Origin of the sequence: Hydrogenophaga sp., assembly GCF_018780385.1 — a bacterium.
GTDB lineage: Bacteria > Pseudomonadota > Gammaproteobacteria > Burkholderiales > Burkholderiaceae_C > Hydrogenophaga.
This window is the reverse complement of the sequence record NZ_JADMJO010000027.1, coordinates 1-13,427: the sequence shown is the minus strand read 5'-3', so window position 1 is coordinate 13,427 and position 13,427 is coordinate 1. Positions and strand designations below refer to the sequence as shown.

The window sequence follows — 13,427 nt, the reverse complement described above, 5'->3', positions numbered from 1 at the left end:
TCAACGGCACCAACACGCGCAAGCCGGCGAGCCGCTCCAGCGTGGAGCTGGTGTTCGACAACAGCGACCACCGTGCGGGCGGCCAGTGGGGCCAGTTCGGCGAGATCGCGGTCAAGCGCGTGCTCACGCGTGACGGCACCAGCAGCTACTACATCAACAACCAGCCGGTGCGCCGCCGCGACGTGCAGGACGTGTTCCTGGGCACCGGTCTGGGCCCGCGCGCCTACGCCATCATCGGCCAGGGCACCATCAGCCGCATCATCGAGAGCAAGCCCGAAGAGCTGCGCCTGTTCCTCGAAGAGGCTGCCGGCGTCTCGAAGTACAAGGAGCGCCGTCGCGAGACCGCGCACCGCCTGGCCGACACGCGCGAGAACCTCACGCGGGTCGAAGACATCCTGCGTGAACTCAACGCCAACCTCGACAAGCTGGAAAAACAGGCCGAGGTGGCCGCGAAATACAACAACCTGCAGGCTGGCGTCACGCTCAAGCAGCACCAGTTGTGGTTCATGAAACGCAGCGAAGCCGAGGCCGATCAGGTCAAGGTCAAGACCGACGCGGCCCAGGCGATCAACGACCTCGAATCGCGCACCGCCGATCTGCGCCGCATCGAAAGTGAGCTGGAAACCATCCGCCAGGCGCACTACGCCGCGGGCGACCAGGTGAACCAGGCGCAGGGCAAGCTGTACGAGGCGAGTGCCGAGGTCGGCAAGCTCGAAGCCGAGATCCGCTTCGTGGTCGAGGGCCGCACCCGCGTGGAACAACGCCTGGTGCAGCTCAAGGAACAGATTGCTTCATGGACCACGCGCAGCGAAGACGCGGCGGTGGAACTGGAGCAACTCGCCGAATCGATGGTGCAGGCCGAAGACCAGTCGGTGGTGCTGGCCGCGCAGGGCGAAGAACAATCGGGCGCCTTGCCCGCGCTTGAAGACAGCCTGCGCCAGGCCCAGGCCCGCGCCAACGAACAGCGCGCCAGCGTCACCCAGGTGCAGCAGCAGATCCAGGTGCTGGCGGCCGAGCAGCGCAACATCGAAGAACAGAGCCGTTCGTTCAACCAGCGCCGCGAGCGCCTCACGGCCGACCGCAATGCGCTGGCGGCGCCCGATGAGGCCCGTCTGCTGAGTGCGCAGACCCAACTCACCAGTGCGCAGGAAACCGCGGAGCTGAACGATGCGGTGCTGCACGAACTGCAGGACAGCGTGCCCCAGCTCGACGACGCGCGCCGCACCGCGCAGCAGGCCGTCAATCAGGAGTCGGCGAAGCAGGCCGATCTCTCGGCCCGCATGGAAGCGCTCAAGGCGCTGCAGGACAAGGTCAAGACCGACGGAAAGTTGAAACCCTGGTTGGCCAAGCACGGGCTTGATGGCCTGCAGGGCCTGTGGAGCCGCATCCACATCGAGACCGGTTGGGAAAACGCGCTCGAAGCCGCGCTGCGCGAGCGCCTGGGTGCGCTCGAAGTCTCGCGCCTGGACATGGTGCGGGCTTTCGGCAACGACGCACCACCGGCCAAGCTGGCGTTCTACAACCCACCCGCCAGCGGCGCTGCCGCGAGCAGCACCGCGGGCCTCAAACCCCTGGCCGCATGGCTGCGCCTGAACGACGCAGGCCAACAGGCCCTGCTCGCCGAATGGCTGCACGGCTGCCTGACCGCACCCAGCCTCGAAGATGCGATGGCGCAGCGCGCCCAGTTGCAAGCCGGCGAGGTGATCTTCGTGGCCAGCGGCCATGCGGTCACCGCGCACAGCGTGAGCTTCTACGCGCCCGACAGCGAACAAGCCGGTCTGCTGGCGCGCGCTCAGGAAATCGAGAACATCGACAAGCAGCTCAAGGCGCAGGTGCTGATCAACGAGCAAGCACGTTCAAGCCTGGTCCGCGCTGAAGCGGCCTACACAGACGCCTCGCAGCGACTGGTGAGCGCACGGCGCGAGGCCGCGGAATCGCGCAGCCGCGCGCACGAGCTGCAGGTGGAGGCCTTGCGCCTGACGCAACTGGCCGAACAGACCCGCGCGCGCAGCGAGCAGATTGCATCCGATCTGGCCGAGGTGGACGCCCAGCTCGACGAACTGCAAGAGCGCCGCGTGACGGCCGAGGCGCGGTTCGAAGAACTCGACATGCAGTTGGCCGACAGCCAGGAGCGTCACGCGCAACTGGACGACACCGTGATCGCAGCCGAACGCTCGCTGAACCAGGCGCGCGAGCAACAGCGCTCGCTGGAGCGCACCGCGCAAGAAGCCACGTTTGCCCTGCGCAGCCTGCAGGCGCGCCAGGCCGAGCTGCAGCGTTCGCTGGAGACGGCGGCCACGCAGGAAAAGTCGCTGGCCGACGAACAGCAGCGCGCTGCCGAAGAACTGGGCCGCCTCAACGACGCGGCCGCACAGGCCGGCTTGCAGAGCGCACTGGCCATGAAGCTGGAGCGCGAGCAGGCACTGGGCGCGCTGCGAAGCCAGTACGACGACCTCACCGCCAAGCTGCGCGCCAGCGACGAGCGCCGGCTGCAACTCGAGCGTGAACTCGATCCGCTGCGCAACCGCATCACCGATTTCCAGCTCAAGGAACAGGCCGCGCGCCTGGGCGTGGAGCAGTACAGCCAGATGCTCGAAGAAGCCCAGGCCGATCTGGCCGCCGTGGCGCAGAGCATCACGGAAAACAACGTGCGCCTGCCCGGCATGCAGGGTGAAATCGACCGATTGCACCGCGAGATCCAGGCCCTCGGCGCGGTCAACCTCGCCGCGCTGGACGAACTCACCGCTTCGCGCGAACGCAAGACCTTCCTCGATGCGCAGACGGCCGACCTGGTCGAGGCCATGAACACGCTGGAAGACGCCATCAAGAAGATCGACAACGAAACGCGCGATTTGCTGGGCAGCACCTTCGAGACCGTCAACACGCACTTCGGCAAGATGTTCCCCGAGCTCTTCGGCGGCGGCAACGCACGCCTGGTGATGACCGGCGAGGAGATCCTGGACGCTGGCGTGCAGGTGATGGCGCAGCCGCCGGGCAAGAAGAACCAGACCATCCACTTGCTCTCTGGCGGTGAGAAGGCGCTGACCGCGATCGCGCTCGTGTTCGCCATCTTCCAGCTCAACCCCGCGCCGTTCTGCCTGCTCGACGAGGTGGACGCACCGCTGGACGACGCCAACACCGAGCGCTACGCCAAGCTGGTCACCCACATGTCCAAAGAGACGCAGTTCCTGTTCATCAGCCACAACAAGATCGCCATGGAAATGGCCGAGCAGCTGATCGGCGTGACCATGCAGGAGCAGGGCGTCTCCCGCATCGTGGCGGTGGACATGGAATCGGCCGCCGGCATGCTCGAACCCACCTGAACACAAACACCATGAGCACTCTGCAAATCGGTTTGGCCATCATCGGGGGGCTGGTGCTCGCGGGCGTGGTGGCCTACAACGCCTGGATCACGCGCAACAGCGTGCCGCGTCTGGCACGCGAACGCTCGGCCCACGCGCCGGGTGACTCCGCAGAAGATGAAACCGTGCCGTATTCGCCCGAAGACCTGACCGGCCACGAGATTCAGCGCATCGATCCGGTGCTGGGTGACATGCCCGGTGCCACGCTGCAACCCGACCCGGCCGCGATTGCCGTGGCCGCTGCTGCGGTCAGCGTGAACCCGCTGCTGCACCAACCCGAGAAGCGGCCGGGCCTGGATGCCCTGATCGACGTGATCACGCCGCTGGTGCTCGATCACGAGGTCTCCGGCGACGCGCTGCTGGCGGCTCTGCCCGGCACCCGCCGCGTGGGCAGCAAGCCGTTTGCGGTCGAGGGCCTGTGCGATGCCAGCGGCGAATGGGAAACCCCGCGCCTGGGGCAGCGTTACCGGGCTCTGCAGGCGGGTGTGCAACTGGCCAACCGGGCCGGTGCGCTCAACGACATCGAGTTCTCCGAGTTCGTCGTGAAAGCCCAGGCCTTTGCCGACGCGGTGGGTGCAGCGCCCGAGTTTCCCGACATGCTCGCCGAAGTGGCCCGCGGGCGCGAGCTTGACGCCTTTGCCAGCGGGCACGACGCACAGCTGGGCTTCACCCTGCGCGCGCGACGCGCGGCCTGGAGCCCGGGTTATGTGGCGCAGCACGCTTCCAAGCTGGGCTTCGTGGCCGGCGCCTTGCCGGGCCGCATGGTGCTCTCGGGCAGCGAAAGCGGACAGGCACCGGTGTTGAGTCTGGTGTTCGATCCACAAGCTGCCATGGCCGACGATCCCGAGCAGAGCGCGCTGCGCGAGGTGGCACTGTCGCTGGAAGTCACGCACGTCCCGCGCAGCGAGCAGCCCTTCGTGCGCATGCGCCAGGCGGCCAAGGCACTGGCCGAAGCCATGGATGGCGTTGTGACCGACGACGCGGGCCAACCCCTGTCCACCGACACCATGGACCGCATCGGCGCCGATCTGGAAAGCCTGTACGACGCGCTGGACAGCCGCGACCTGTCGGCCGGCTCGGCTCAGGCGCGCCGTTTGTTTTCTTGATCTGACTGTCATGACGCCCGATCTTTTCGCTGCAGGGCCCGGTCCTGCCGAGCGAGCCGCCGAGTTGCGCGCTCAGTTGCACCACCACGCCCACCGTTACTACACGCTCGACGAGCCGGAAATTCCCGACGCCGAGTACGACCGTTTGTTCCAGGAGCTTCAAGCCATTGAAGCCGCGCACCCTGAGTTGCTCACGTCCGACTCACCGACCCAGCGCGTGGGTGGCCGGGTGCTCGACGAACTGGTGGCCGTGCGTCACCGCTTGCCCATGCTCTCGATCAACACCGAGACCGACACCGAGCCCAGCGGCGCGCGCAACTTCGACACCCGCGTGCGCCGGGCCCTGGGCCTGACCGAGGTCGATCCGCCGGTGGAATACGTGGCCGAACTGAAATTCGATGGGCTCGCCATGAGCCTGCGTTATGAAGACGGGTTGCTGGTGCTGGCCGCCACACGCGGTGATGGCGAGGTGGGTGAAGACGTGACGAACAACGTCCGCACCATTCGCAACATTCCACTGCGCCTGCCCGCCGACGCGCCGCCCGTGCTGGAAGTGCGCGGCGAGGTCTACATGCGCCGCGCCGACTTCGAAGCGCTCAACGACAAGCAGCGCGCGAAGATTGCTGCTGGCGCCAAGGGCGAGAAGACCTTCGTCAACCCGCGCAACGCCGCTGCCGGTGCGGTGCGCCAACACGACTCGTCCATTGCTGCACAGCGGCCGCTGAGTTTCTTTGCCTACGGGCTGGGCGAGATCACGCCGCCCGAGCAAGGCGGGCCAGCGTTTGAAACCCACTACGACATGCTCATGCAGCTGAAGGCCTCGGGGTTTCCGGTCGCCGAGCAGACGGCGCTGTGCACTGGCGCCGACGCCTTGGTCGCCTTCCACCAGCGCATCGGCGGCAGCCGGGACCAGTTGCCCTACGACATCGATGGCGTGGTCTACAAGGTCAACGCGCTCGCGCTGCAAAGGCGACTCGGATTCGTGACTCGCGAGCCGCGCTGGGCCGTGGCACACAAGTATCCGGCGCAGGAACAACTCACCACCGTGCTGGCCATCGACGTGCAGGTGGGCCGCACCGGAAAGCTCACCCCGGTCGCCAAGCTCGCGCCGGTGTTCGTGGGTGGCGTGACGGTGACCAACGCGACGCTGCACAACGAGGACGAAGCGCGCCGCAAGGACGTGCGCGTGGGCGACACGGTGATCGTGCGTCGTGCGGGCGATGTGATCCCCGAGGTCGTGTCGGTCGTTCTCCCGTCCGTTCGGGCTGAGCCTGTCGAAGCCCTGTCTTCCGATCATCCTGAGCTTGTCGAAGGACAGGCTCAGCCCGAACGGGGGCCGGTGTTCACGTTGCCGCGCCAGTGCCCCGTGTGCGGTAGCGACGCCGTCCGCGAAGAAGGCGAGGTGGACTACCGGTGCTCAGGCGGTCTGTTTTGCGGCGCGCAGCGCAAGCAGGCCCTGTTGCACTTCGCCCAGCGCCGCGCGGTGGAGATCGAAGGCCTGGGCGACAAGCTGGTGGAGCAACTGGTGGACAGCGGCCTGATCAAGACGCTGCCGGATCTTTACAAGCTGGGTTTCACCACACTGGCCGGTTTGGAGCGGATGGCCGAGAAGTCGGCGAAGAACATCGTCGACGCGCTGGAGAAATCCAAGCGCACCACGCTGCCGCGCTTCCTGTTTGGTCTGGGCATCCGCCACGTGGGTGAAGCCACGGCCAAGGAGCTGGCGCGCCACTTCGGCCAGCTCGATCGCATCATGGACGCGAGCGTCGAAGCCCTCTCGGAAGTCAACGACGTAGGTCCGGTGGTGGCGCAGAGCATCCGCACCTTCTTCGACCAGCCGCACAACCGCGAGGTGGTGGAGCAGCTGCGCGCCTGTGGGGTGACGTGGGAGGAAGGGGAGCCCGCCGAACGTGCGCCCCAGCCGCTGGCGGGAAAGACCTTCGTGCTCACCGGCACCTTTCCCACGCTCAAGCGGGAAGACGCCAAGGCCATGCTGGAAGCGGCCGGCGCGAAGGTGGCCGGCTCGGTGAGCAAGAAGACCGACTACGTGGTGGCCGGCACGGAGGCCGGCAGCAAGCTGGACAAGGCGATCGAGCTGGGTGTGACGGTGCTGGACGAAGCCGGCATGCTGGCCCTGTTGCCTACTTGAACTTGTAGTGGTCCCGGTTGAGCACCGCGGCGATGGCGGTGACTTCTTCGGGGAACAGCTGCAGATTCAGCTGGGTGCTGCAGTTCTCCACCATGCCGCGCAACAGCCCGGCGTTGTTGATGCGGCCCTTGGGGCGGTAGATCGCGCTACCGTCGCCGCCGACCTTGCCCACGTGGCATTGGGTGCATTTGTTCTCCGCGATGAGCTTTTCGCCCAAGGCGAGATCGGCTCCTTTGAAAATGTCGGCGCCCTGGGCCTGGGCGAGCAAAGGCAGTGACAGCGCGCATGCCATCAGGAAGGGCTTCATGGGGTCTCCTCGGGTGTTCACGCGCAGTGCCGTGATCAGCGAAACTTACCCCAACCCCGACGCTTGTCCAAACACATGACCATTCACACCATTCTGAAAATGGGCGATCCGCGCCTGCTGCGCCACGCCCAGCCCGTCACCGACTTCGACACGCCCGAACTGCATCAACTGGTGAGCGACCTGCAGGACACCATGGTGGCGGCCAACGGCGCCGGTCTGGCCGCGCCGCAGATCGGTGTGGACCTGCAGGTGGTCATTTTCGGCAGCGGCGCACCCAACCCGCGCTACCCGGAAGCTCCGGTGGTGCCACGCACCGTGCTGGTGAATCCGGTCATCACGCCCCTGGGTGACGAGGAGGAAGAGGGCTGGGAAGGCTGTCTGTCGGTGCCGGGCTTGCGTGGGGTCGTGCCGCGCTGGCGCCGCATCCGCTACCAGGGCTTCGACGAGCGAGGCCAGGCCATCGACCGCGAGGCCGAGGGCTTTCATGCACGGGTGGTGCAGCACGAGTGCGACCACCTCTGGGGCACGCTCTACCCGATGCGGGTGCGTGATTTCACCCGCTTCGGCTTCACCGAGGTGCTGTTTCCGGGCCTGGACGCAGGCGATGACGATTGAAACAATTCGTCGCGCGATTGAAATGATTTGAAATGTTCAGCCGGGCAAATCAACTAGAGTCATGCCGGCAAACCAAAGAACAGGGACTCCCATTTCATGAAGCACATGCTTGCCGTGGCCGCCTGCGCCGCTTTGCTGAGCGCCTGCAGCGTGACCAAGCCACCCACCGAGGTGGCGGTTGACCTGGCCAGCACCTGGTACGCGCCGCCCCTGGCCCACCAGGGCAATACACAAGAGCTCACCCGCTGGTGGGAGCGGTTCGACGACCCGGTGCTCACCGACTGGATCGCCCGCGCGCAGGCGAAGAGCCCGACGATCGCCACCGCCCGTGCCCAGGTGTTCGCTGCCCGCGCCGCGCGGTTCGGTGTGGAGGCGCAGAACGGGCCGCAGGTCAACGCGGTGGCCAACGCCACCCGCGGCATCACCGATCCGGCTGTTCCCCTGGGCACAACGCTCAGCGCCGGCCTGCAGGCCTCGTGGGCCATTGGCCTCTGGGGCGAGAGCGAGGCCCGCCTGGGCAGCGCGCGGGCACAGCAGGATGCGGCCGGAGCGGGTTGGCACGAGGCCCGCGTGCTGGTGGCCTCCGAACTGGCGCAACTCTATTTTTCGCAACGCCTGTGCCGCGAACAGCTCGCGGTGGCCTTGCGCGACCGCGATTCGCGTGCGGTCACCGCGCAGAACAACACCACGTCGGAGCGCGCCGGCCTCACCGCGCCGGCGGTGGCTGCGCTGGCTCGCGCCAGCGGCGCGGAGAGTGTGGCGCGTTACCGCCAGCAGGATGAGATCTGCGAGCGTCAGGTGAAGTCACTCACGGCGCTCACCGGCGTGCCCGAACCCGAGGTGCGCCAGCGGCTGGCCAGTGCGCCGGCCCTGCTGTCATCGGATCGGCTGGCCAGCATGCTCTCGGTGAGCGCCGTGCCTGCCGAGGTGATCCGCCAGCGGCCCGACGTGTACCGCGCGCAGCGCGAGCTGGTGGCCGCCAGCGAAGACGTGGGCGTGGCCAAAGCGGCGTTGCTGCCGGGCCTCTCGCTCTCCGGCAGCTGGCTGCGCAACCGTTTCTCGAGCGGTGGCACCGAGGGCACGTTCAACACCTGGGCCGTCGGCCCGCTCAGCCTGAGCCTGCCGCTGCTCGGGCGCGACAGCCTGCGCGCCAGCACCGACAGCGCGCAAGCCCGCTACGAGGCAGCGGCCGTGGCCTATGCCAGCACCCTGCGCCAGGCCGTGGCCGAGGTGGAGCAGGCGCTGGTGACACTCTCCAGCCTGCGCGAGCGCGATGCGTCCACCTTGACTGCGGTGGCGGGCTACGAGCAGTCGCTCAAGGGCACCGAGGCTCGGTACCGCGTGGGCCTGGCCAACCTCAACGAACTGGAGGAGGCCCGCCGCCTCAAGCTCAACGCCGACAGCAGCGCCGTCAACCTGCAGCAAGAACGCATCAACGCCTGGATCCAGCTCTACGTCGCCCTCGGTGGCGGCTTCGATCCTGTGAACAACTCCAACGCACTCAAAGACCCCGCATGAACGCCACACCTTCGCAATCGCGCAAACGCTGGCTCTGGCTGGCCATCGCACTGGCCCTGGTGCTGGTGGTGGTCTTCTGGATGTTCATCAAGAAGCCACCGGCACCCGCGGCCGATGCGCAGGCCGCCGACGCCGGACCAAAACCTTCACTCACCGTGACGGTGGCCCAGCCCGAGCGCAGCAATCTGCCGATCCGCCTGCAGGCCAACGGCAACATCACCGCTTGGCAAGAGGCCAGCGTGGGTGCCGAACTCAACGGCCTGCGGCTGGCGTCGGTGAACGTGAACGTGGGTGACGTGGTGCGCAAGGGCCAGGTGCTGGCCGAGTTCGCCCGCGAAACCACGCAGGCCGACAGCCTGCAAAGCCGGGCCAGCCTGATGCAGGCCCAGGCCAGTTTCGAGAACGCCAAGGCCGACGCCGACCGCGCACGCTCCATTCAGGACAGCGGCGCGCTGTCGGCGTCGCAGGTGGCGCAGTACCTCACGCAGGAGAAGGTGGCGCGCGCGCAGCTGGAGGCGGCCAAGGCGGTGTTGAGTGCGACCGAGGTGCGCCTGGGCAACACCAAGGTGCTCGCGCCCGACGACGGGGTGATCTCCGCGCGCGGCGCCACCGTGGGCGCGGTGGTGAGCGCGGGGCAGGAGCTGTTCCGTCTGGTGCGCCAGAGCCGGATGGAGTGGCGCGGCGAGGTCACGCCCAGCGAGGTGGGCCGCATCCGCACCGGCCAGAAGGTGCAGGTCACCGCGGCCAGCGGCCTGGAAATCACGGGTCAGGTGCGCGCGATTGCACCCAGCGCCGACCCGCAGACGCGCAACATCCTGGTGTTCGTTGATCTGCCCCGTCATGCCGAACTGAAGGCGGGCACCTTTGCCAAGGGCTTCTTTGAACTGGGGCAGAGCGAGGCGCTCACGGTGCCGAGCGAGTCCATCGTGGTGCGCGACGGCAGCAACTACGTCTTCGTGATCGACCCGCAAAACAAGGCCGGCCAGCGCAAGGTGCAGACCGGGCGTCGCGTGGGGGAACGGGTGGAGGTGCTCGATGGCGTGAAGGCCGACGAGCCGGTGGCCGTGCACGGTGCCGGCTTCCTGAACGAAGCCGATCTCGTCAAAGTTGTGAAGTGAGGACCGGGCCATGAACGTTTCAGCCTGGTCCATCAAAAATCCGATCCCGGCGGCGATGCTGTTCGTCATGCTCACGCTGGCGGGTCTGTTCTCGTTCCAGCAGATGAAGGTGCAGAACTTCCCCGACCTGGATGTGCCCAACATCACGGTGAGCGCCAGCCTGCCGGGTGCCGCGCCCAACCAGCTCGAAAACGACGTGGCGCGCGTCATCGAGAACAGCCTGGCCTCGCTGCAAGGCATCAAGCACATCACCACCAAGGTGCAGGACGGCTCGGTCACCATCACGACCGAGTTCCGCATCGAGAAGAACACCCAGGAAGCGCTGGACGATGTGCGTTCGGCCGTGGCCAAGGTCCGTGGCGATCTGCCCGCCGACTTGCGCGAGCCCATCATCAACAAGATCGAGCTCGCCGGCGGCGCGGTGCTGGCCTACACCGTGTCGTCCGACAAGATGGACGCGGAAGCGATCTCCTGGTTTGTCGAGAACGACATCGCCAAGCTGCTGCTCTCGGTGCGCGGCGTGGGCGCGATCAACCGCGTCGGTGGTGTGGAACGCGAGGTGCAGGTGCTGCTGGACCCGCTCAAACTGCAGGCCCTGGGCGCCAGCGCGGCCGATGTGTCGCGCCAACTGGCCAAGGTGCAGATCGAAAGTGCCGGGGGTCGTGTGGACCTCGGTGGCAGTCAGCAGCCGCTGCGCACGCTGTCGTCGCTGCAGTCGGCCGAGGCCATCTCCCGTCTCGAACTGTCCCTGACCGACGGGCGACGCATCCGGCTGGACCAGATCGCGGAGATCAAGGACACCGTGGCCGAACCGACCGCCGCGGCTTTCCTCGACGGCAAGCCGGTGGTGGGTTTCGAGGTGGCGCGCAGCCGCGGCGCGAGCGAGATCGAGGTCGGCGATGGCGTGCGCGCCAAGCTGAAAGACCTGCAGGCCGCGCGGCCCGATCTGCGCATCACCGAGTCGTTCGATTTCGTCACGCCGGTGAAGGAAGAGTTCGACGGCTCCATGCTCCTGCTCTACGAGGGCGCCATCCTCGCGGTGCTGGTGGTGTGGCTCTTTTTGCGCGACTTCCGGGCCACGGTGGTCTCCGCCGTGGCGCTGCCGCTCTCGGCCATCCCGGCCTTCATCGGCATGCACTACATGGGCTTCACCATCAACGTGGTCACGCTGCTGGCGATGTCGCTGGTGATCGGCATCCTGGTGGACGATGCGATCGTGGAGGTGGAGAACATCGTGCGCCACATGCGCATGGGCAAGACGCCGTACCAGGCGTCCATGGAAGCCGCCGACGAGATCGGCCTGGCCGTGATCGCGACCACCTTCGCGCTGATCGCGGTGTTCCTGCCGACCGCGTTCATGTCGGGCATTCCGGGCAAGTTCTTCAAGCAGTTCGGCTGGACGGCGTCGTTCGCGGTGTTCGCCTCGCTGGTGGTGGCCCGCGCGCTCACGCCCATGATGGCGGCCTACCTTTTGAAGCCCGTGGTGCTGGCCAAGGACATGCCGCAGTGGGCGCGTCGCAACCGCGTCACCGGCGCGGTCTGGCGGTGGATGACCAGCCAGGACGAACCGGCCTGGCTCGACACTTACCGGGGCTGGGCCGCCTGGTGCATCCGCCACCGCTGGATCACCATGATCGGCGCGGGTGTGTTCTTTGTCGGCTCGCTCATGCTGATCCCGCTGCTGCCGCAGGGCTTCATCCCGGCCGACGACAACTCGCAGACGCAGGTCTACATCGAGCTGCCACCGGGAGCCACGCTGCAGCAAACCGTGGCCAGCGCCGAACGCGCGCGCCAGCTCGTGGTGCAGGTACCGCACGTGAAGTCGGTCTACACCACCATCGGCTCGGGCTCGGCGGGCAGCGACCCGTTTGCGCCGCAAGGCACGGCCGAGTCGCGCAAGGCCGCGCTCACCATCCAGCTGGATGCGCGCGGCACGCGACCGCGCAAACAGGTGATCGAAAACCAGATTCGTTCGGCCATGTCGAACCTGCCGGGCGTGCGCAGCAAGGTGGGCCTGGGCGGTTCGGGTGAAAAGTACATCCTGACGCTCACCGGCAACGACGCCGCCGCACTGACGACCGCCGCCACCGCCATCGAGCGCGACCTGCGCACCATCGGCGGCGTGGGCAGTGTGCAGTCCACCGCGTCGCTGGTGCGCACCGAGATCAGCGTTACGCCCGACCTGGCCCGCGCGGCCGAGATGGGCGTGACCAGCAGCGACATCGCCGAGACCCTGCGCATCGCCACGGTGGGTGACTACGACACCGCCCTGCCCAAAATGAACCTGTCGCAGCGGCAGATCCCGATCGTGGTCAAGCTGGATGCCGCGGCGCGCAATGATCTGGACTTGCTCGGACGCCTGTCGGTGCCGGGCAGCAAGGGCCCGGTGATGCTGGGACAGGTGGCCACGCTGAGCTTTGGCGGCGGCCCGGCCGTGATCGACCGCTACGACCGCTCGCGCAACATCAACTTCGAGGTGGAGTTGGCCGGCATTGCCTTGGGTGACATGAAGACCGCGGTGGACAAGCTGCCGAGCATCCGCAATCTGCCACCGGGCGTGTCGGTGCTGGAGATTGGTGACGCCGAGGTGCAGGGCGAGCTGTTCGCCAGCTTCGGTCTGGCCATGCTGACCGGCGTGCTGTGCATCTACATCGTGCTGGTGTTGTTGTTCAAGGCCTTCCTGCACCCGGTCACGATTTTGGCGGCGCTGCCGCTGTCGCTGGGTGGTGCCTTCGTGGCTTTGCTGCTGGCGGACAAGAGCTTCTCGATGCCATCGTTGATCGGCCTGATCATGCTGATGGGGGTGGCGACGAAGAACTCGATTTTGCTGGTGGAGTACGCCATCGAGGCGCGGCGCGAGCACGGAATGAACCGGCTGGACGCCATCCTGGACGCCTGCCACAAGCGCGCACGCCCGATCGTCATGACCACCATCGCCATGGGTGCGGGCATGCTGCCGATCGCCATCGGCTGGGGCGCGGCCGACAGCAGCTTCCGTTCACCGATGGCGGTGGCCGTCATCGGCGGTTTGATCACCTCCACCTTCTTGAGCCTGCTGGTGATTCCGGCGGTGTTCACACTGGTGGACGATGTGTCGATCTGGTTCGGGAAACTGTTTGGTCGGAAACCCGAGCATTCAAATACCGTGGAAACCGTTCACGCCCAGGGAGCCTGAAGTGATGTGGGCATGACACGTTCCGAGTGCCAACGAGGTCATCGGCGGCCATGGGGCACGGCGCAGCGAAATCAAGG

8 protein-coding genes are annotated in these 13,427 nt (G+C 66.9%); 7 read left to right on the top strand and 1 reads right to left on the bottom strand.

From position 1 onward, the window contains the following. From smc to ligA, 3 genes are all read left to right on the top strand, one after another. A partial coding sequence (gene smc, locus IV113_RS11570; protein WP_291084799.1) for a chromosome segregation protein SMC occupies positions 1-3,323 on the top strand: 3,323 nt, incomplete at its 5' end. An 11-nt stretch (positions 3,324-3,334) separates the two neighbouring features. Next, entirely contained in the window at positions 3,335-4,468 is a 1,134-nt protein-coding gene (locus tag IV113_RS11565; RefSeq protein ID WP_291084796.1) for a cell division protein ZipA C-terminal FtsZ-binding domain-containing protein, read from the top strand. 10 nt (positions 4,469-4,478) lie between these two features. After that, entirely contained in the window at positions 4,479-6,617 is a 2,139-nt protein-coding gene (gene ligA, locus IV113_RS11560) for an NAD-dependent DNA ligase LigA (protein ID WP_291084793.1), read from the top strand. Here ligA and IV113_RS11555 read toward each other — a convergent pair. Next, positions 6,610-6,924 carry a hypothetical protein gene (locus IV113_RS11555; RefSeq protein WP_291084790.1) on the bottom strand — a complete coding sequence of 105 codons (315 nt, stop codon included), beginning with the start codon at positions 6,922-6,924 and terminating at the stop codon, positions 6,610-6,612. The genes ligA and IV113_RS11555 overlap by 8 nt on opposite strands. 75 nt (positions 6,925-6,999) lie before the next feature. Here IV113_RS11555 and def point away from each other — a divergent pair, with 75 nt between their 5' ends. The 4 genes from def (at position 7,000) to IV113_RS11535 (ending at position 13,350) form a co-directional block, all read left to right on the top strand. Continuing rightward, positions 7,000-7,539, top strand: coding sequence for a peptide deformylase (gene def, locus IV113_RS11550; RefSeq protein WP_291084787.1), 540 nt, complete (start codon positions 7,000-7,002; stop codon positions 7,537-7,539). A 96-nt stretch (positions 7,540-7,635) separates the two neighbouring features. Continuing rightward, positions 7,636-9,057: an efflux transporter outer membrane subunit gene (locus tag IV113_RS11545; RefSeq protein WP_291084784.1), complete on the top strand. Its 1,422-nt coding sequence runs from the start codon at positions 7,636-7,638 to the stop codon at positions 9,055-9,057. Then, entirely contained in the window at positions 9,054-10,175 is a 1,122-nt protein-coding gene (locus tag IV113_RS11540; RefSeq protein ID WP_291084782.1) for an efflux RND transporter periplasmic adaptor subunit, read from the top strand. Before IV113_RS11545 ends, IV113_RS11540 begins: the two co-directional genes overlap by 4 nt. Positions 10,176-10,185: 10 nt before the next feature. After that, positions 10,186-13,350 (top strand): efflux RND transporter permease subunit, encoded by a 3,165-nt coding sequence (locus IV113_RS11535; protein ID WP_291084779.1) that lies wholly within the window; start codon positions 10,186-10,188, stop codon positions 13,348-13,350. Positions 13,351-13,427: the final 77 nt, after the last annotated feature.